The 17,570-nt window shown below is 74.6% G+C and carries 19 protein-coding genes and 1 pseudogene; 14 read left to right on the top strand and 6 right to left on the bottom strand.

Features of this window, described 5'->3' with window-relative positions:
• The first annotated feature begins 50 nt into the window (after window positions 1–50).
• Window positions 51–839 carry a helical backbone metal receptor gene (locus OU787_RS03465; protein WP_268658496.1) on the top strand — a complete coding sequence of 263 codons (789 nt, stop codon included), beginning with the start codon at window positions 51–53 and terminating at the stop codon, window positions 837–839.
• An 81-nt stretch (window positions 840–920) separates the two neighbouring features.
• On the opposite strand, the gene OU787_RS03460 is transcribed toward OU787_RS03465, so the two are convergent.
• A complete protein-coding gene (locus tag OU787_RS03460) occupies window positions 921–1,691 on the bottom strand; it encodes a TetR/AcrR family transcriptional regulator (RefSeq protein WP_232795188.1) in 771 nt (256 codons plus the stop codon).
• Between the two features lie 156 nt (window positions 1,692–1,847).
• On the opposite strand from OU787_RS03460, the gene OU787_RS03455 reads away from it, so the two are divergent.
• From OU787_RS03455 to dmpG, 6 genes are read left to right on the top strand one after another with little or no spacing between them, the layout of a single operon-like run.
• Entirely contained in the window at window positions 1,848–3,410 is a 1,563-nt protein-coding gene (locus OU787_RS03455; RefSeq protein WP_030463651.1) for a bifunctional 3-(3-hydroxy-phenyl)propionate/3-hydroxycinnamic acid hydroxylase, read from the top strand.
• A 44-nt stretch (window positions 3,411–3,454) separates the two neighbouring features.
• Window positions 3,455–4,396 carry a VOC family protein gene (locus OU787_RS03450; RefSeq protein ID WP_268658495.1) on the top strand — a complete coding sequence of 314 codons (942 nt, stop codon included), beginning with the start codon at window positions 3,455–3,457 and terminating at the stop codon, window positions 4,394–4,396.
• On the top strand, window positions 4,396–5,238 hold the full coding sequence (locus OU787_RS03445; protein WP_268658494.1) for an alpha/beta fold hydrolase: 843 nt from the start codon (window positions 4,396–4,398) through the stop codon (window positions 5,236–5,238). The genes OU787_RS03450 and OU787_RS03445 overlap by 1 nt, the downstream gene beginning before the upstream one ends.
• A 17-nt stretch (window positions 5,239–5,255) precedes the next feature.
• Entirely contained in the window at window positions 5,256–6,089 is an 834-nt protein-coding gene (locus OU787_RS03440) for a 2-keto-4-pentenoate hydratase (RefSeq protein ID WP_268658493.1), read from the top strand.
• On the top strand, window positions 6,086–7,033 hold the full coding sequence (locus OU787_RS03435; protein ID WP_268658492.1) for an acetaldehyde dehydrogenase (acetylating): 948 nt from the start codon (window positions 6,086–6,088) through the stop codon (window positions 7,031–7,033). The genes OU787_RS03440 and OU787_RS03435 overlap by 4 nt, the downstream gene beginning before the upstream one ends.
• Window positions 7,030–8,040, top strand: a complete 1,011-nt coding sequence (gene dmpG / locus OU787_RS03430; protein WP_268658491.1) for a 4-hydroxy-2-oxovalerate aldolase — start codon at window positions 7,030–7,032, stop codon at window positions 8,038–8,040. The genes OU787_RS03435 and dmpG overlap by 4 nt, the downstream gene beginning before the upstream one ends.
• Before the next feature lie 3 nt (window positions 8,041–8,043).
• On the opposite strand, the gene OU787_RS03425 is transcribed toward dmpG, so the two are convergent.
• Window positions 8,044–8,721 (bottom strand): (2Fe-2S)-binding protein, encoded by a 678-nt coding sequence (locus OU787_RS03425; RefSeq protein WP_268658490.1) that lies wholly within the window; start codon window positions 8,719–8,721, stop codon window positions 8,044–8,046.
• Window positions 8,722–8,823: 102 nt separating this feature from the next.
• On the opposite strand from OU787_RS03425, the gene OU787_RS03420 reads away from it, so the two are divergent.
• The 3 genes from OU787_RS03420 (at window position 8,824) to OU787_RS03410 (ending at window position 11,116) form a co-directional block, all read left to right on the top strand.
• Window positions 8,824–9,237, top strand: a complete 414-nt coding sequence (locus tag OU787_RS03420; RefSeq protein ID WP_268658489.1) for a hypothetical protein — start codon at window positions 8,824–8,826, stop codon at window positions 9,235–9,237.
• Between the two features lie 89 nt (window positions 9,238–9,326).
• Window positions 9,327–10,298 (top strand): aldo/keto reductase, encoded by a 972-nt coding sequence (locus OU787_RS03415; protein ID WP_268658488.1) that lies wholly within the window; start codon window positions 9,327–9,329, stop codon window positions 10,296–10,298.
• Between the two features lie 74 nt (window positions 10,299–10,372).
• Window positions 10,373–11,116, top strand: coding sequence for an SOS response-associated peptidase (locus OU787_RS03410; protein ID WP_268658487.1), 744 nt, complete (start codon window positions 10,373–10,375; stop codon window positions 11,114–11,116).
• Window positions 11,117–11,139: 23 nt separating this feature from the next.
• On the opposite strand, the gene OU787_RS03405 is transcribed toward OU787_RS03410, so the two are convergent.
• A complete protein-coding gene (locus OU787_RS03405; protein ID WP_268658486.1) occupies window positions 11,140–11,355 on the bottom strand; it encodes a hypothetical protein in 216 nt (71 codons plus the stop codon).
• A gap of 153 nt (window positions 11,356–11,508) precedes the next feature.
• On the opposite strand from OU787_RS03405, the pseudogene OU787_RS34750 reads away from it, so the two are divergent.
• The 4 genes and pseudogenes from OU787_RS34750 (at window position 11,509) to OU787_RS03385 (ending at window position 14,473) form a co-directional block, all read left to right on the top strand.
• Window positions 11,509–12,440 (top strand): annotated as a pseudogene (locus OU787_RS34750) (ADP-ribosylglycohydrolase family protein).
• Between the two features lie 5 nt (window positions 12,441–12,445).
• Window positions 12,446–12,742: a hypothetical protein gene (locus tag OU787_RS03395; RefSeq protein ID WP_030461392.1), complete on the top strand. Its 297-nt coding sequence runs from the start codon at window positions 12,446–12,448 to the stop codon at window positions 12,740–12,742.
• Between the two features lie 98 nt (window positions 12,743–12,840).
• A complete protein-coding gene (locus tag OU787_RS03390; protein ID WP_268658485.1) occupies window positions 12,841–13,530 on the top strand; it encodes an HAD family hydrolase in 690 nt (229 codons plus the stop codon).
• Between the two features lie 268 nt (window positions 13,531–13,798).
• The gene (locus tag OU787_RS03385) at window positions 13,799–14,473 is read left to right on the top strand and encodes an endonuclease (RefSeq protein WP_198545022.1); all 675 of its coding nucleotides are present in this window, start codon (window positions 13,799–13,801) and stop codon (window positions 14,471–14,473) included.
• A gap of 73 nt (window positions 14,474–14,546) precedes the next feature.
• Here the strand turns inward: OU787_RS03385 and OU787_RS03380 are convergent, their stop codons facing one another.
• The 3 genes from OU787_RS03380 to OU787_RS03370 all read right to left on the bottom strand — a co-directional run bounded on the left by OU787_RS03380 (window position 14,547) and on the right by OU787_RS03370 (window position 17,512).
• Complete coding sequence (locus tag OU787_RS03380) at window positions 14,547–14,780, bottom strand: hypothetical protein (RefSeq protein WP_035955991.1); 234 nt, start codon at window positions 14,778–14,780, stop codon at window positions 14,547–14,549.
• Window positions 14,781–14,811: 31 nt separating this feature from the next.
• The gene (locus OU787_RS03375; protein ID WP_030461395.1) at window positions 14,812–16,968 is read right to left on the bottom strand and encodes an MMPL family transporter; all 2,157 of its coding nucleotides are present in this window, start codon (window positions 16,966–16,968) and stop codon (window positions 14,812–14,814) included.
• A gap of 115 nt (window positions 16,969–17,083) precedes the next feature.
• On the bottom strand, window positions 17,084–17,512 hold the full coding sequence (locus OU787_RS03370) for a DUF302 domain-containing protein (RefSeq protein WP_051817170.1): 429 nt from the start codon (window positions 17,510–17,512) through the stop codon (window positions 17,084–17,086).
• Window positions 17,513–17,570: the final 58 nt, after the last annotated feature.

Below are 17,570 nucleotides of genomic sequence, written 5' to 3'. Positions count from 1 at the left end.
CCAGCAGCGGTCGGCGGGTCCACCCGTCGGCCGCTGCTAGCGTTTTCCGCATGGACGCGCAGCGGCAGTCGACGGACGACGAGGGCAACGAGGTGCGCCTGCCGCGCACCGTCCGCCGCGTGGTCTCCCTGGTCCCCTCGCTCACCGAGGCGGTCGCCGTCACCGCTCCCGGCCTGCTGGTCGGCGCCACCGACTGGTGCACCCACCCCGCCGGGCTGGACGTCGCCCGGATCGGCGGCACCAAGAACCCCGCGGTGGCGGCCGTTTGCGCGCTCCGCCCGGACCTGGTGGTCGCCAACGAGGAGGAGAACCGCGCCCCCGACCTGGCCGCGCTGCGCGCCGCGGGCCTGCCCGTCTGGACCACCCGGATCCGCGACCTCGACCAGGCCCTCGACTCGCTGCACCGCCTGCTCGTGGACGCCCTGCAACTCCCGTGCCCCGGCTGGCTGGTGGCGGCCCGTCAGGCCTGGGCGTTCGCCCCGCCGACCCGCACCGTGCGGGCCGTCGCCCCGATCTGGCGCCGCCCCTGGATGGTCCTCGGCCGGGACACCTTCGCCGCCGACCTGCTCCGCCGGCTCGGCGTCGACCTGCTCCCGACCGGCAACCCCGACCGCTACCCGCGCCTGTCGCTCGACGAACTGCGGTCGCTGCGGCCCGAGTTGCTGCTCCTCCCGGACGAGCCCTACCGCTTCACCGCCACCGACGGCCCCGACGCCTTCCCCGGCCTGCCGTACGCGCTGCTCTCCGGCCGCCACCTCACCTGGTACGGCCCGTCGCTGGCGGAGGCCCCGGCCGTCCTCGGGGCCCGGGTGGCGGTCAGCTCGCGCAGTGCGGGTTGACCGCCCAGAAGTAGCGGGTGTCGGTGTCGGGGTCCAGCAGGAAGCGCGGTGTGATCGGTTCCGGGTGCCCGGGCGGCGGGTTCACTGCGCCGCGAGGGCCTTGTGGCGGGCGACGGCGGCCTCGCCGAGGGCGACCATGGCGTCGGTGAGGCGGGCCATCTGGGCGGCGATGGTGCGTTCGGGGTCGGCCTGGGAGGCGATGAAGGCGCCGTCGAAGCCCGCGATGGTGAAGAAGTCGAGTTCGGCGGCGACGGCTTCGGCGATCTCGGGGCCCTGGTCGGCGAAGGCGGCGGAGATCATCACCCGCATGTAGGCCCGGCCCTCGTCGCGGACCTGCTGGTTCATCTCGGCGACCTCGGCCTCGGCGGCCTCGTCGCTGAGCAGCAGCAGGAAGTGCAGCCGCATGAACTCCGGGTTGGTGGCGAAGACTTCGGCGGTCCGGTCGAGGTACCAGGCCATCCGTTCGCGGTGGGTGCCGCCCGCGGGGGGATCGGCGTGGGCGGCGCGCATGGCGGCGAAGAAGCCGCGGGCGCCGCGGGCCATCACGGCGGAGAGCAGGCCGCCCTTGGAGTGGAAGTGGTGGTAGATCGCGCTGCGGGGGAGCCCGGTCTCGGCGGTGATGGTCGAGATGGTGGTGCCCGCGTAGCCCCGTAGGGCCATCACCCGGGCGGTGGCGTCGAGGATCTCCTCCTTCGAGCGCCGGCCGCGCCGGTTGCCGGTCGGTTCTCCGGCCGCTTCCCTGAGCGGCGGCTCGGCCGCCGTCCGGCCCGCCGTCCCGCCTGCCGCCGGGCCCGCCGTGCTGCGCGGGGCCTCGCTGGCCGTCCTGTCCGGTGTGTTCGTCCCACTTTCCACTCGGTGAGTTTAGGGCGCCCGGCGGCGCCCGGGGTGGATATCCGGCGGTAGGCGGATCGTCGCGGACCTATTGACGTGCTGTCGAACACGTGCCAGCGTGCAGTATTGGACGGAACGATCGGTCCAAAAGTTAGGCAGCGATCACTGGAGATCGGCATGACCAACGACAGACAAGCCGGCTACGACACCGACGTGGCGGTCATCGGCTACGGCCCCACCGGCCTGGTCGGAGCGCTCACCCTGGCCGCCAAGGGCGCCCGCGTCACCGCGTTCGAACGGGACCGGGACATCTACGCCCGGGCCCGCGCGGTGACCGTCAACGACTGGACGATGCGGATCTTCCAGGAACTCGGCATCGACCGGCGGATCGAGCAGGTGATCGAGCCGCAGCGCGCCCTGCGCTGGGTCACCTACGCCGGCCACGAGGTCATGCGGGTCGAGCACCCGCCGTCCACCCTCGGCACCCGCAACACCAAGCCGCGCTTCTACAACATCTACCAGCCCGCCATGGAGGCCGAACTCCGCCGCTGCGCCGAGGAACTGCCCGGCCTCGACGTCCGCTACGGCACCGAGGTCACCGCCGTCGAACAGGACGCCGACGGCGTCACGGTCACCGCCCGCGACCGGGAGAGCGGCGCCGAGACCACCACCCGCGCCCGGTACGCGATCGCCGCCGACGGCGGCTCCAGCGCCACCCGCAAGCTGCTCGGCGTCCCGATGCTCGGCGACACCGCCGAGACGCTGTGGATCGTCATCGACTGCAAGGTCAAGCGCTGGTGGCCGGACCGCGACTTCCTCACCTTCTGGACCGACCGCGAACGCCCCGTCGTCGACATCGCGCTCTCCGCCGGCAACCACCGCTGGGAGATCCCGCTCAAGCCCGACGAGACCGAGGCCGACTTCGCCACCGACGAGCAGGTCTGGCCGCTGCTGCGGGCCCTCGGCGTCACCGCCGAGGACGTCGACATCCACCAGTACGCCTTCTACCGCCACCACGTCCGGGCCGCCGAGACCTGGCGCCGCGGCCGGGTCTTCCTGGCCGGCGACGCCTGCCACCTGATGCCGCCCTGGGCCGGCGCCGGCATGCAGACCGGCATGCGCGACGCCCACAACCTGGGCTGGAAGCTCGCCCGCGTCCTCGACGGCACCCTCGACGCGCGCTGGCTCGACACCTACGAGGCCGAACGCCGCCCCAGCGCCGACTTCTACACCCGCCTCGCCGTCGGCCTCGGCCGGGTCATCAAGCAGGAGGCCACCGAGGAGGAGATCGCGGCGATGAACACCGTCCCCGCGGACACCGTCACCCCCTGGGAGCCCCCGCTGACCGCCCCGCCCGTGCTCGCCGCCGGCTGGCTGCACGGCGCGCAGGGCGACGCCAGCGCCGTCGGCCGGATGCTCCCGCAGCCCGTCTGCGGCGACACCGTCGGCACGATGGCCCGCCTCGACGACCTGCTCCCCGACGGCTTCGTGCTGCTCGGCGCCGACCTCGACCCGGCCGGCCTGCTCACCCCGGAGCAGAAGGCCGGCTGGGACGCCCTCGGCGCCCGCTACCTCGCCGTCCGCCCCCGCACCGCCCACACCCGGAGCTCCGGCGAACTGGTCGACCTGGAGGACACCCTGCTCCCGTGGCTGGCCCGCTACGGCGCCCGTGCGGTCGCCGTCCGCCCCGACAAGTTCGTCGCCGCCGCCGACCCCGACCTGACCGTCCCCGCGCTGTGACGCGGCCACCGGAGAAACCGAAGAAACCGGAGAAGGAGACACCCGTGACGGGAGTGCAGGAACTCGCCTACGTCGTGTACGAGGTCGGCGACCTCGCCGACTGGGAGCACTTCGGCGTGACACTGCTCGGCATGCAGGTCGGCGAGCGCACCGCCGACGGCTTCACGCTGCGCACCGACGAGAAGGCGCACCGCTGGATCGTCACCGAGGGGCCCGCCGACGACCTGGTCGCCAGCGGCTACCAGGTCGCCTCGAACGAGGCCCTGGACGCCCTGGTCGACCGGCTCACCGCCGCCGGCGTCCCCGTCGCCGAGGGCGGCGCCGAACTGGCCGCCGCCCGCCGGGTCGAGCGGCTGGTGCAGGTCACCGACCCGATGGGCAACCCGGTCGAACTGGTCACCGGCCTCGCCGACGCCGCCACCCCGTTCCGCTCGGACGCCCTGCTCGGCTCCTTCGTCACCGGCACCGGCGGCGCCGGCCACCAGGTGCTGCTGTCCAAGGGCGTCGAGCGCGCGGAGTACCTGGCCTTCTACGAGGGGCTGCTCGGCTTCCGGATCAGCGACCGGATCGTCGAGGAGCTGGCGCCCGGCGTCTTCGCCGACCTGATCTTCCTGCACTGCAACCCGCGCCACCACAGCGTCGCGTTCGGCGACATGCCGCACCCCAAGAAGGTTCACCACTTCATGGTCGAGGTCACCGACATCCGCGACGTCGGCCGCGCCTACGACCGCTGCATGGACGCCGGGCAGCCCTTCGAGATGACGCTCGGCATGCACCCCAACGACCACATGTTCAGCTTCTACGTCCGCACCCCGTCCGGCTTCTCGGTCGAGTACGGCTGGGGCGGCCTGCTGATCGACGAGGCCACCTGGCAGGTCACCACCCTCGACCGCCTGCACAGCTGGGGCCACCGCCCGCCCGAGCTCGTCCACGAACTGCTCGGCCGGGCCCCCCGCACCAACCACCTCCCCGGGAGTGAGCACTGATGGCACTGGAGCCGCACGAGATCGCGAAGTTCGTCCGGACGCCCGACTGGAACATCCGGGTGCACGAGGCCGGGCAGGGCCACCCCGTGGTGCTGCTGCACGGCGGCGGCCCCGGCGCCACCGGCTGGAGCAACTACTCGCCCAACATCGAGGCGCTCTCCCGGCACTTCCGGGTGATCGCCCCCGACCTGCCCGGCTGGGGCGAGTCCGACCCGGTCGACTTCGCCGACTACGACCACGTCGACGCGGTCTGCCAACTGCTCGACGCGATGGGCATCGAGAAGGCCGCGTTCGTCGGCAACTCGATGGGCGGCCACACCGCGCTGCGCCTGGCCGCCGAGCGCCCCGAGCGGGTCTCGCACCTGATCACGATGGGCCCGCCGATCCAGATGAAGCCCTTCCTGTTCGGTGCGGGCGGCGGCCCCACCGAGGGCCTGAAGATCATGTACCAGACCTACTCGGACGCCTCGCCCGAGGGCATGCGCCGGCTGGTCGAGATCATGGTCTACGACAAGGCCCGGTTCGCCACCCCCGAACTGTGCGAACTGCGCTCCGAGGCCGCGCTGCGCCGCCCCGAGCACCTGGCCAACATCGCCGCCGTCGCCCCGAAGGCGCCGATCCCGATCTGGCTCGACCTGACGAAGGTCTCCGGGATCACCGCGCCCGCGCTGCTGATCCACGGCCGCGACGACCGGGTGGTCTCCTTCGAGTCCACCCTCTTCCTGGCCGCCAACATCCCGAACTCCCGCGCGCACCTGATCAACCGCTGCGGCCACTGGGCCCAGTTGGAGCACGCCGACGAGTTCAACCGCCTGGTGACCGACTTCGTCACCCACCACTGAGGCCACCGGAGCACCAGATGAGCCACCCCACCCCGGCCCCGGCGGACGCCGTCACCGCGGCCGCCGACCGCCTCCTCGCCGCCCAGGCCGCCGGCGTCCCGTGCCCGCCCGTGCGGGACCTGATCGGCCGCACCGACGTGCACGCCGCCTACGCCGTGCAGCAGCGCGTCGTCCGGGCCCGCACCGCCGCCGGCGGCCGGGTGGCGGGGCGCAAGATCGGCCTCACCTCGCCCGCCGTCCAGGCCCAACTGGGCGTCGACCGCCCCGACTTCGGCGTCCTGTTCGCCGACATGCAGTACCCGGACGGGGCCGCCGTCCCGGCCGGATCGATCCTCCAGCCGCGCGCCGAGGCGGAGATCGCCTTCGTCCTCGGCGCCGACCTCGCCGACGGCGACCTCACGCCGGAGCAGGTCCGGGCCGCCGTCGACCACGCGGTCGCCGCGATCGAGATCTGCGGCAGCCGGATCGCCGGCTGGGACATCAGCTTCGCCGACACCGTCGCCGACAACGCCTCCGCCGGCGCCTACGTGCTCGGCACCGAGCGCCGCCGACTGGACGGACCGGACGCCTTCGAGCCGCGCGAAGCCGCCATGACCATGAGCGTCGACGGCGAGCAGGTCTCCACCGGGGACGGCGCCGCCTGCCTGGGCGACCCGCTGCTCGCCCTGCAGTGGCTGGCCCGGCAGGCCCGCGACCTCGGCGACCCGCTGCGGGCCGGGCAGGTCGTGCTCTCCGGCGCGCTCGGCCCGATGCGCGCCATCACACCCGGCAGCACCGTCGAAGCGGTCGTCGCCCCGCTCGGCACCGTCCGGTTCACCCTCAGCGGACCCACCGAAGGAGCACAGCGATGACCAGGACCAAGGTTGCGATCATCGGGTCCGGCAACATCGGCACCGACCTGATGATCAAGGTGATGCGGACCTCGCAGCACCTCGACATGGGCGCCATGGTCGGCATCGACCCCGACTCCGACGGCCTGGCCCGGGCCCGCCGCCTCGGCTTCACCACCACCGCCGAAGGCGTCGAAGGGCTCATCGCCCTCCCCGAGTTCGACGAGATCGGCATCGTCTTCGACGCCACCTCCGCCAAGGCCCACCAGCACCACGCGGCCCGGCTGCTGCCGTACGGCAAGCGGCTGATCGACCTCACCCCGGCCGCCACCGGCCCGTACGTCGTCCCCGCCGTCAACCTGGACGACCACCTCGACGCGCCCGACGTCAACATGGTCACCTGCGGCGGCCAGGCCACCATCCCGGTGGTCGCCGCGATCTCCCGGGTCGCCCCGGTGCGCTACGCCGAGATCGTCGCCTCGATCGCCAGCCGCTCCGCCGGGCCCGGCACCCGCGCCAACATCGACGAGTTCACCGAGACCACCTCGGCCGCGATCGTCGAGGTCGGCGGCGCCGAACGCGGCAAGGCGATCATCGTCCTCAACCCGGCCGAACCGCCGCTGATCATGCGCGACACCGTCTTCGCCCTGGTCGACGCCCCCGGCGAGGAGACCCGCGAGGAGATCCGGCGCAGCGTGGAGAAGATGGTCGCCGAGGTGGCCGGCTACGTGCCCGGCTACCGGCTCAAGCAGCAGGTGCAGATCACCCCCGTCGACGCCGACCAGCCCGTGCACACCCTGCTGGCCGATGGCGCCCCGCGCCCCACCCACCAGGTGTCGGTGTTCCTGGAGGTCGAGGGCGCCGCGCACTACCTCCCGGCGTACGCGGGCAACCTCGACATCATGACCTCCGCCGCCCTGCGGGTGGCCGAGCGCATCGCATCCCGGAAGGCAGGCCAGCCGTGAGCACCCCGATCTTCGTCCAGGACGTCACCCTGCGCGACGGCATGCACGCCGTCCGCCACCGGATCACCCCCGCCGACGTCAAGCGGATCGTCGCCGCGCTCGACGAGGCGGGCGTCGACGCCATCGAGGTCGCCCACGGCGACGGCCTCGCGGGCGGCTCGCTCACCTACGGGCCCGGCTCGAACAGCGACTGGGAGTGGATCGAGGCCGCCGCCTCGGTGCTCAAGCGGGCCCGGCTGACCACCCTGCTGCTGCCCGGCGTCGGCACCATCCACGAGCTCGAGCGCGCCTACGAGCTCGGCGTGCGCTCGGTCCGGGTCGCCACCCACTGCACCGAGGCCGACATCTCCGCGCAGCACATCGCCGCCGCCCGCGAGATCGGCATGGACGTCTCCGGCTTCCTGATGCTCTCCCACCTGGCCCCGCCCGAGGAACTCGCCCGCCAGGCCAAGCTGATGGAGGGCTACGGCGCGCACTGCGTCTACGTCACCGACTCCGGCGGCCGGCTCACCATGAACGACACCGCCGCCCGGGTCCGCGCCTACCGGGACGTCCTCGACCCCGGCACCGAGATCGGCATCCACGCCCACGAGAACCTCTCGCTCTCGGTCGCCAACTCGCTCACCGCCGTCGAGCACGGCGCCGTCCGGGTCGACGCCTCGCTCGCCGGGCACGGCGCGGGCGCGGGCAACTGCCCGATCGAGGCGTTCGTCGCGGCCGCCGACCTGTCCGGACTGGAGCACGGCTGCGACCTGTTCAAGCTCCAGGACGCCGCCGACGACCTGGTCCGCCCGCTCCAGGACCGCCCGGTCCGGGTCGACCGGGAGACCCTCACCCTCGGCTACGCGGGCGTCTACTCCTCCTTCCTGCGGCACGCCGAACGGGCCGCAGGGCAGTACGGCGTCGACATCCGCGACATCCTGATGGAGTGCGGGCGCCGCCGCCTGGTCGGCGGCCAGGAGGACATGATCATCGACATCGCGCTCAACCTGGCCGCCCGCGGCTGAAGTTCACCCTCCCGGCGGCCGGGTGAACACGCAGTCACCGCACAGGCCGCCGGACGGCGTCCGGTAGTACAGGCAGCACGACGCCCGGCGGAACCCCAACGGCCCGCCGGGCGCCGTCGCCCGTCCGGTGCCCGCCAGCGCCGGACCGGCCAGCAGCTCCCGCGCCAACGCGGCCGCCGGGGACCGCAGTTGCGGGACGGTCCCCAACTGCCGGGCCGCCCCCACCAGCGCGGACGCCGCGTTGCCCGCCAGCAGGCCCGGCGCGAGCGGCGCGACGGCGCGGACGGCTGCCGCCAGCGGCGCCAACTGCCCGTCCAGCACCGCCCCTTCCAGCGCCCCGGCGGTGGCCGCGGGCCCGTCCGCCGCCGGCACCCACAGGTCGAACGGCCCCTGCGGCGGCAGCGCGAACCACGCCCCCGCCAGGTCCGGCACCCGCCCGGTCGCCACCGCAGCCCCCAGCGCCACCGACCACAGCCGCGCCGCCAGCCCCAGGTGCGCCGTCGACGCCGCCACCCGCGGCTCGCCCGTCCGCAGCACCCGCGCCACCTCGGCGATCCGCGCCGCCAACGGCCCCCGGACGTCGTACAGTTCGGCCAGCGGCCGGAAACCCGGCGGCGGCGCCGGGCCGGTGCGGACGGCGAAGTACGGGCCGAGCACGGCGAGCGGGTCGGCGGCCGTCATCGGCGGGCCGGGGCTTGCGAATCGCAGGTGAGGGGCACGTAGCGGAGTGTAATGTGACAAGCCGCCCGACCAGGGCGGCAGCCGGAGGGGAAGGGGCGGACGATGGACCCGATTCTGCTGGGATCGCTGGCGGCAATGGCCGGAGGGGCGGGCGGGGAGCTCGGAAAGCAGAGCTGGAACGCACTGGTTGCCCTCGTCCGGCGCCCGTTCCAGCGCGCGGGCCGCAGCAGTGGCGAAACCGAACTGGCGGCCCTGGAAGCCGACCCGCAGAACCCCGAACTGGCCGTCCGGCTCGAACGGGTGCTGGACAACCGGGCCGCGGCGGACCCGGAGTTCGAGGTCGCGCTGGAGGAGTGGCACGGCCAGGCACAGGCGGCAGTGGCGGGCACCACCATCAACAACAACAGCAACACGATCAGCGGCAACGCGCGCTTGGGGAACGTCATCCAGGCGGGCACCATTTACGACGGCAACCACATCCACTACCACGGCAGCGCTCAGCCGCCGTCGGCCTGACCCCGCCGCCCGTAATCCCCTGGCGCCCGCCCGCCCCGCCGCCTAGGGGCCCGTCCCGGAACGGCCGGCTCGAACCAGGAGGACCACGGATGAAGTACCGGAAGCTCGGGCGCAGCGGCGTCGAGGTGTCGGAGGTCGGGTACGGGGCGTGGGGGATCGGGGCGTCCAACTGGGTCGGCGCCCGGGAGGACGAGTCGCTGGCGGCGCTGCACCGGGCGATCGACCTCGGGGTGGACTTCATCGACACCGCCCGCGGCTACGGGGAGAGCGAGCGGCTGGTCGGCCGGGTGGTGCGGGAGCGGGCGGCCAACGGCGAACGGGTGCGGGTGGCGACCAAGGTGCCGCCGCTGAACCGGCAGTGGCCCGCCCGGCGCGGGGTCGACCCGGCCGAGACCTTCCCCGGTGCGCACATCCGGGAGAGCCTGCGCACCTCGCTGGAGGCCAGCGGCCTGGAGCGCTTCGACCTGCTGCAGTTCCACGTGTGGAGCGACGACTGGCTGGGCCGCGGCGACTGGCTGGAGACCGTGCAGGAGCTGAAGCAGGAGGGTCTGATCGGCCTGTTCGGCGTCTCGGTCAACGACCACGAGCCGCACAGCGCCGTCGAGTTGGTGCGCAGCGGCGCGGTGGACGCGGTGCAGGTGATCTTCAACGTGTTCGACCAGTCACCGCTGGACGAGCTGTTCCCGGCCTGCGAGGAGCACGGCGTCGGCGTGATCGTCCGGGTCGCCCTGGACGAGGGCGGACTGACCGGCCGGATCACCGCCGACAGCACCTTCCCCGAGGGCGACTTCCGGCGCCGCTACTTCCGCGACGACCGGCCCGCCCAGGTGGCCCGCCGGGTCGCCGCGCTCACCGCGGACCTGGGCATCACCGACGGTCAACTCGCCGAGACCGCCCTGCGGTTCGTGCTCAGCGCACCCGCCGTGTCCACCGTCATCCCGGGCATGCGCTCGGTCCGCAACGTCGAGCGCAACGCGGCGGTCGGCGACGGGGTCCCGCTCGGCGAGGAGCAGCTGAAGGTGCTGGCCGGCCACCGCTGGGAGCGCAACTTCTACTCCTGAGCTCCTCACTCCCGGGCCCGCGGCCCGAGTGTCGGCGGGTGCGGTTGTCGGGGGTCGGTGGCAGGCTGGGACGCATGTGCGGCCGTTTCGTCTCCACCACCCCACCCGCCGAGCTGGCCTCCCTGCTCGGCGTGACCGACTGGGATCCGACCGAGGCCCTGGCGCCCAGCTGGAACGTGGCCCCGACCGACCGGGTCGCCGCGGTGCTGGAACGGGTGGACGCCGACACCGGCGAGGTGGCGCGCCAACTGCGGCCGCTGCGCTGGGGGTTGGTGCCGTCCTGGGCGAAGGACCGGTCGGGCGCGGCCCGGCTGATCAACGCCCGCTCGGAGACCGTCGACCAGAAGCCCTCGTTCCGCCGGGCCTTCGCGGTCCGGCGCTGCGTGATCCCGGCCGACGGCTACTACGAGTGGCGCCAGGTGCCCGCCGCCGACGGCCGCAAGGCGTACAAGCAGCCGTACTTCCTCTCCACCGGCGAACTGATGCTGATGGCCGGGCTGTACGAGTTCTGGCGGGACGCCGACCTGCCGGAGGACGATCCGGCGGCCTGGCTGGCGACGACCACCATCCTGACCACCGACGCCACCGACCGGGCCGGACGGGTGCACGACCGGATGCCGATGCTCGTCCCCCGCGACGAGCTCGACAGCTGGCTCGACCCGGCGAACACCGACCGGGCCGACCTGCACGACCTGCTACACCGCCCCGCCGACGGCAACCTCCTGGTCCGGGCGGTGCCGACGGCCGTCAACCGGGTCTCCGCGAACGGCCCCGACCTGCTCGCCGACGCCCCCGACCCGCTCGGCCTGACCGGCTGACGGGCCGACCGGCTGACCGCCCGTCAGCCGTCCCCGTCGGCGCTGCCGCTGCTGCCGGAGTCACCGGGGACCAGCTGCCGCTTCCGGTTGCGGTGCGCCCAGCGGACCGCGCCGCCCGCACCGAGCGTCACCCGGGCCACGCCCCGCACCCAGCCGGGGCCGCCGCGCTCGGCCCACACCACGCAGCCGCACCCGCCCAGCACCAGCAGCAGGACGACGATCAGCACCGCACCGACCATGGGGAACCACCTCTCGCGTACGACGGCCGTACCGTCCGATCATCGCAGGTCGCCTCGGCCGGACCGAGCCGACCCGACCCGACCCGAGCCGACCGTGCCGTGCCGGGCCGGGTCTTGACATCCGGCCCGCCCGCGCGCTCCGATGGGGCACGTATGACTGACTCCTTCCCGCACCGCGGCCCCGCATTCGACGCCCTCCAGGGCCTGTCCGTCGGCGACGCGCTCGGCGCCCAGTTCTTCGTGCCCGACACCGCCCGCACCCACCTCGACGCCCGCACCGCACCGCCCGGCCCGTGGCCGTGGACCGACGACACCGAGATGGCCTGCTCGGTGTACGCCGCCCAGAGCGAACGCGGCACGATCGACACCTTCGACCTCACCCACGCCTTCGCCCGCCGGCACGACTTCGACCGCGGCTACGGACCGGCCGCCAACCGGCTGCTCCGGCTGATCCGGGAAGGCGGCGACGCCCGCCGCCTGGCCGCCGAACTCTTCGACGGCCAGGGCTCGTTCGGCAACGGCGCGGCCATGCGGGTGGCCCCGCTCGGCGCCCGGTACGCCGAGGACCCGGCCGCCGCCGTCCGCCCCGCCGCCGACACCGCCGTGACCACCCACACCCACCCGCAGGCCGTGGACGGCGCCGTCGCGGTGGCCGTCGCCGCCGCCCTCGCCGTCCGCGCCCGCACCGAACCCACCACCCCCGCACGCTACTTGCAGGCCGTCGCCGACCTCACCCCGCACGGCGCCGTCCGCCGCGGCCTGGCCGAGGCCGCCGCGCTGACCGACCGCACCGACCCCGGGCCGCGGCCGCCGTCCTCGGCAACGGCAGCCGCACCAGCGCCGCCGACACCGTCCCGTACGCGCTGTGGTGCGCCGCGCACTGGCTCACCGACTACCCGTCCGCGCTGTGGGCCGCGATCGGCGCGGGCGGCGACGTCGACACCGTCGCCGCGATCACCGGCGGCGTGGTCGCCGCCCGCACCGGCACCGCCGGCATCCCCGCCCCTGGCTGGCCGCCCGCGAACCCCTGCCCGCCTGGACGTTCCCCACCCCCGGCGCCGTCCGCCCCGCCCCCGCCGGCCTGACCCCGATGCAACTGCCCCGCCCGCACCCCGTCCCCGACCTGCGCTGGTCCGACCGGCAGTGGAACCGCTACCGCGCCGGCCTGCGCACCCGCCACTGGCTCACCCACACCGCCGACGGCACCCTCCACCTCCACCGCGCCGACACCGGCCACGAACTCTGGGCCCTCGCCTTCGCGCCCGCCCCCGGCGGCCACTGGCGCCCCACCGCCGTCCGCACCGAAGCCCACCCCGCCCGCAACCCCGCCCCCACCCACCTCCTCGACGCCCTCCTGTCCCTCGAACACGACACCCCTGCCCGCTGAGCCCCCGGGGCGAAGCCGCCAGGTGAGCGGGGGGTGGCCGGGTGGTGACGGGAAGTCAGCGGCCGGTAGGGTGGCCGGGGGAGGACGGGAGGCGGACGGTGATCGAAGCGGTGCTGTTCGACCTCGACGGCACGCTGGTGGACCACGACGGGGCGGCCGAGGCGGCCGTGCTGGCCGGGGTCGCGGCGGAGCTGTCCGGGCGGGGGTTCGACCGGGACGAGGTGCTGCGGTTCTGGCGCCGCCTCGAACGGGTCGAGTACGACCGCTACTTGACCGGCGAGGTGACCGTCCAGCAGCAGCGCCGCAACCGGGCCGTGGGCCTGGCCGCCCACCTCGGGCTGGGGGAGTGGCCGGCCGACCGCGCCGACGCCTGGTTCGCCGGGTACCTGCGGCGCTACGAGCGCTCCTGGCGGGCCTACCCCGACGCGCCGCGCGCGGTACGGGAGTTGGGCGCGTCGCGGCGGACCGGCGTGATCACCAACGGCGAGGGCGACGTCCAGCGGCGCAAGCTGCGCGCCGTCGGCCTCGACGTGCTGGTCCCGCACACCACGGCCTCCGCCGAGGCGGGCTGCGCCAAGCCCGATCCGGAGATCTTCCGGCTGGCCTGCCGCGCCCTCGGCGTGGCCCCCGAGCGCACCGCGTACGTCGGCGACCGGCTCGACGTGGACGCGCAGGCGGCCACCGCCGCCGGGCTGCTGGGCATCTGGCTGGACCGCGAGCCGAGCGGCGAGGAGTCGTCCGTGCCGCGGGTGCACTCGCTGGCCGAGGTCGCCGCGCTGCTGAACTGAGCCCGCGGCTGCCGCACTGAGCCCGCGGCTGCCGCACTGGGTTCGCGGCTTTCGCACTGGGCCCGCGGCTGCCGCACCGAGCCCGCGCCGGAGTTCGCGCCCGCGCGCACCCCCGCACGCCCGCGCGTCCGCCGGTCCGGGTGCCCGTTGCCCGGTGGAACGGGCCGGGGGCTCGCGGCGTGGCTGCGGGCCGGTCGGGGCGGCCGCCGCGTACCGTCGGCCCCGACAGTCGGCGGTTCGTCGGCGAATCAGTGGCGGGAGGTCCGGAGTGGACGCACGACGGCGGGTGGCGGTGCTGTTGGAGAGCGCGGGGGGCACGTACCCGGAACAGGCGGGGATCGTGCTCGCGGACCGGGCCGAACCGCTGTGGCAGCTCCTGGTGTTGAGCAATCTGGCGTCGGCCCGGATCCACGGTTCGATCGCCGTCACCGGCACGGCCGCGCTGATCGCCGCCGGGGCCGGCACGCCCGCGGGAACCCTGGAGCTGGGGCGGCTGCACTGCAAGGAGGCGCTGATCGCCGGGCGCTACCGCCACTTCGCCGAGGGCACCGCGACCCGGCTCAGCGACTGCGCCCGGCTGGCCGAGGACGAGTACGGCGGCGACCTGCGCGGGCTCGCCGCGGCGGCGCAGTACCGCCCGGACCGCACCCGGGCCCTGCTGCAGCGCTTCCCGGGCATCGGCCCGGCCGGTGCCGCCGCGTTCTGCCGCGACGCGCAGGCCGTCTGGCCGCACCTGCGTCCGGCGCTGGACGCCCGGGTGCCGGTCGGTGCCGAACGCCTCGGGCTCCCCGTCGAGCCGGACCGGCTGGCGGCCCTGGTCGACCCGTCCGACCTGCACCGGCTGGCCGACGCCCTGGTCCGGGTCGCCCTCGACCCGGAGCTGGCCGAACGGGTGCTGGACGCCGAGCGGGAGCCGGCCGCCGAGCGGCTGCCGGTGCACTGACGCGGACGCCCCCGCCCCGCGGCGTGCGGGGCGGGGGCGTTCCCGGAGCGGGCCCGGACGGTTCGACGCGGCGTCAGCTCCGGCCGAACAGCCGGGAGAACCAGGACCCGGCCGGCGCGGCCGCGCCCCCGGTGCTCCCGGCGTTCCCGGCGTCCCCCGCCGCCTTGGCGGTCTTGGCGGCCTTGGCGTCCGCCGCGCAGGAGCAGCGCTGCGCCTTCGGTACGCCGGCCAGGACCTGGTCGACGTGCATGCCGCAGCCGGCGAAGGTCGGCTTGCCGCAGGACTTGCAGGTGACGCGACGACACATGGGAGGGGTTCCTTCCGTACGGGGGCGGGGGTCAGGAGTGCGAGAACGGGATCCGGGGCAGGACGCGGTCCAGCCAGCGGGGGGTGTGCCAGGCGGCGCGCCCGGCGAGGCGGAGCAGGACGGGCAGCAGCACCAGCCGGACCAGGGCGGCGTCCAGCAGGACCGCCACGCCCAGCACGATGCCCATCTCCTTGGGCGGCAGCGGGCCGGACAGCGCGAAGGTGAAGAACACCGCGACCATCACGGCCGCCGCGGCGAAGACCACCCGGCCGGAGTGGGCCAGCGCGCCGACCATCGCCTGCTTCGGGTCGCCGGTGCGCTCGTACTGCTCCTTCGCGGAGGCCAGCAGGAAGACGGTGTAGTCCATCGCGATCGCGAAGATCATGGCGAAGAAGAACACCGGGGCCCAGCCGTCCAGGAAGCCCTGCGGGGTGAAGCCGAGCAGCCCGGCGCCGTGCCCGTCCTGGAAGACCAGCCGGGCCACGCCGAACGCGGCGCCGGTGGACAGCAGTCCGGCGGCGGTGCCGAGGGCCGCGATCAGCGGGGCGCGCAGCGCGAACAGCAGCAGGACGAAGCCGAGCGCCATCACCACGCCGATCACCAGCGGGGTCTTCTCGGTCAGCAGGTGCTGGAGGTCGAGGTTCTCCACCGAGGCGCCGCCGACCAGGGTGCGGTCGGGCAGTTCGGCGCGCAGCGTGTCGACGGTGCGGCCGAGTCCGGGGTCGGACGGGTCGACGGTCGGGACGGCCTGCACCATCGCCCAGCCGGAGCCGTCGGCGGCGTCCTGGGCGGGCAGCACCCCGGCGATGCCGGGGTTGGCGGCGACGGTCCGCACGGTGTCGGCGGCCCGGTCGGCGGGGGTGAGGATCTGCAGGGTGCCGGGGGTGCCGGGGCCGAACGCCTGCTGGACGGCGGCGTACCCGGTGCGGGCGCCGGCGTCGGTGGGCAGCACGTCGATCGAGGGCATCGCGGTGCGCAGCCCGATCACCGGCGCGGCCAGTGCGAGCAGCACGGTCAGCGCGAGGGCGCCCCAGCGCAGCGGGTGCTTCCACAGCCGCTCGCCCCAGGCGGCGAACCGCGGTGAGGTCTGCCGCTGCCGCTCGGCCCAGGGCAGGGACACCGCGTCGACCCGGTGGCCGAGCTTGCCGAGGACGGCGGGCAGCAGGGTGAGCGTCGCGGCCAGCACGAACAGCACGGCCAGCATGATGCCGCCGGCCATCGAGCGGAACGCGGGCGCGGGCACCAGCATCACGGCGGAGAGGCTGACCAGCACCGTCGCACCGGACAGCAGGACGGCCTTGCCCGCGGTGTCCATGGTCTCGGCGACGGCCCGCGGGCCGTCCTTCCCGGCGGCCCGGGCGGCCCGGAAGCGCACCACCAGGAACAGCGCGTAGTCGATGCCGAGGGCGAGTGCGAACATCATCGCGAAGTTCATCGCCCACACCGAGACCGGCAGCAGGTGGCCGATCAGCACCAGCGATCCGGCCGACGCGGCCAGGCCCGCCATGGTGAGCAGCAGCGGCAGTCCGGCGGCGACCAGCGAGCCGAAGGCCAGGACCAGGATGGCCAGGGTGACCGGCCAGGACATGAACTCGGACTTCATCATCGCGTCGTGGTTGGCCGTGTTGAAGTCGCTCCACAGCACGGACGCGCCGGTCGCGCTGACCTCGACGCCGTCGCCGGAGAGCGCGCGCAGCGGCTCCTTGAGGTCGTCGGCGGCCCGCACCATGTCGTCCGGCGAGGCGGCGGCCCCGGCCAGCAGCACGGCGGTCCGGCCGTCCGGGCTGACGGTGGCGCCGGGCTGCGGCGGGATCACGGTGGATATCCGGCCGTCGGCGGCGGCCAGCGCGGCGGCCCGGTCGACCACCTGCCGCACGCCGGGATCGTCGACCGGGCGGTCCGCGGCCACCACGATCTGGATCGCGGACGAGGCGTTGCCCGCGAAGTGCTCCTCGGCGAGCGTGCGGACCTGCACCGAGTCCGAGCCGTCGGCCTGCCAGCCCGCGCCGGACAGCGCGGAGGTGACCTGCGGGGCGAACGCGCCCAGCCCGATCACCAGCACCAGCCAGCCGGCCATCACGGCCTTGAAGTGTCGTACGGACCACACGCCGAGACGGCCCAGCAGTCCCGGCCGGGACGGGTCGGCCGCGATGGCCTGGACGGCCGGGGCGGGGGCGGAGCGGTTCACTGGTCTCTCTCCAAGCGCGAGGGGACTGATAATACCCTGGGGGGTATTTTGGAGGTCGTGCGGAGCCCGGGGCGTGCCCCGCGGTGCGGGGCGCCCCGGGTGGTCGGTCAGCTGCTCATCCGCCCAGCGGGGCGAGGGCCGCGCGCAGGCGGGCGGCCGCGTCGTCGGCGATGGCGGCGAGTTCGGGGCGGCCGGTGAACTGCACCATCAGCTGCGGGTCCATGGCCTCGACCAGGACGGCCGTCCCGCCGGGGGCGGTGCGCAGGACGACGTTGCAGGGCAGCAGCAGGCCGATCCGGCGGTCGGCCTCCAGGGCGCGGTGGGCGAGCGGGGGGTTGCAGGCGCCGAGGACCAGGTAGTCCTCCAGTTCGACGCCGAGCTTGGCGCGCAGGGTGGCGGTCATGTCGATCTCGGTGAGGATGCCGAAGCCCTGCTCGGCGAGGGCCGCGCGGACCCGGTCGGCGGCCTCCGCGAAGGTGGTGCCGGTGAGCGTGGCGGTGATGCCGCCGGGGTGGGCGTCCGAGGGCGCGTGGGTGTTCGCCATGTCGTCGAACCTCTCTCGTTGATACCCCCCTGGGTATTCAACCGTACGCCCGGTGCAA

The sequence above is a fragment of the Kitasatospora sp. YST-16 genome (assembly GCF_026802215.1).
In the GTDB taxonomy this organism is placed as follows: Bacteria; Actinomycetota; Actinomycetes; order Streptomycetales; family Streptomycetaceae; genus Kitasatospora; species Kitasatospora cineracea.
The sequence above is the reverse complement of the archived record's forward strand: the minus strand, read 5'-3'. Positions and strand labels throughout refer to the sequence as shown.

Excerpts from the sequence above, each read along its gene's own strand:
- OU787_RS03465 (WP_268658496.1), top strand. The coding sequence starts at position 51 with ATGGACGCGCAGCGGCAGTCGACGGACGACGAGGGCAACGAGGTGCGC.
- OU787_RS03455 (WP_030463651.1), top strand. The coding sequence starts at position 1,848 with ATGACCAACGACAGACAAGCCGGCTACGACACCGACGTGGCGGTCATC.
- OU787_RS03445 (WP_268658494.1), top strand. The coding sequence starts at position 4,396 with ATGGCACTGGAGCCGCACGAGATCGCGAAGTTCGTCCGGACGCCCGAC.
- OU787_RS03440 (WP_268658493.1), top strand. The coding sequence starts at position 5,256 with ATGAGCCACCCCACCCCGGCCCCGGCGGACGCCGTCACCGCGGCCGCC.
- OU787_RS03435 (WP_268658492.1), top strand. The coding sequence starts at position 6,086 with ATGACCAGGACCAAGGTTGCGATCATCGGGTCCGGCAACATCGGCACC.
- OU787_RS03425 (WP_268658490.1), bottom strand. The coding sequence starts at position 8,721 with ATGACGGCCGCCGACCCGCTCGCCGTGCTCGGCCCGTACTTCGCCGTC.
- OU787_RS03420 (WP_268658489.1), top strand. The coding sequence starts at position 8,824 with ATGGACCCGATTCTGCTGGGATCGCTGGCGGCAATGGCCGGAGGGGCG.
- OU787_RS03415 (WP_268658488.1), top strand. The coding sequence starts at position 9,327 with ATGAAGTACCGGAAGCTCGGGCGCAGCGGCGTCGAGGTGTCGGAGGTC.
- OU787_RS03410 (WP_268658487.1), top strand. The coding sequence starts at position 10,373 with ATGTGCGGCCGTTTCGTCTCCACCACCCCACCCGCCGAGCTGGCCTCC.
- OU787_RS03405 (WP_268658486.1), bottom strand. The coding sequence starts at position 11,355 with ATGGTCGGTGCGGTGCTGATCGTCGTCCTGCTGCTGGTGCTGGGCGGG.
- OU787_RS03395 (WP_030461392.1), top strand. The coding sequence starts at position 12,446 with ATGCAACTGCCCCGCCCGCACCCCGTCCCCGACCTGCGCTGGTCCGAC.
- OU787_RS03380 (WP_035955991.1), bottom strand. The coding sequence starts at position 14,780 with ATGTGTCGTCGCGTCACCTGCAAGTCCTGCGGCAAGCCGACCTTCGCC.
- OU787_RS03370 (WP_051817170.1), bottom strand. The coding sequence starts at position 17,512 with ATGGCGAACACCCACGCGCCCTCGGACGCCCACCCCGGCGGCATCACC.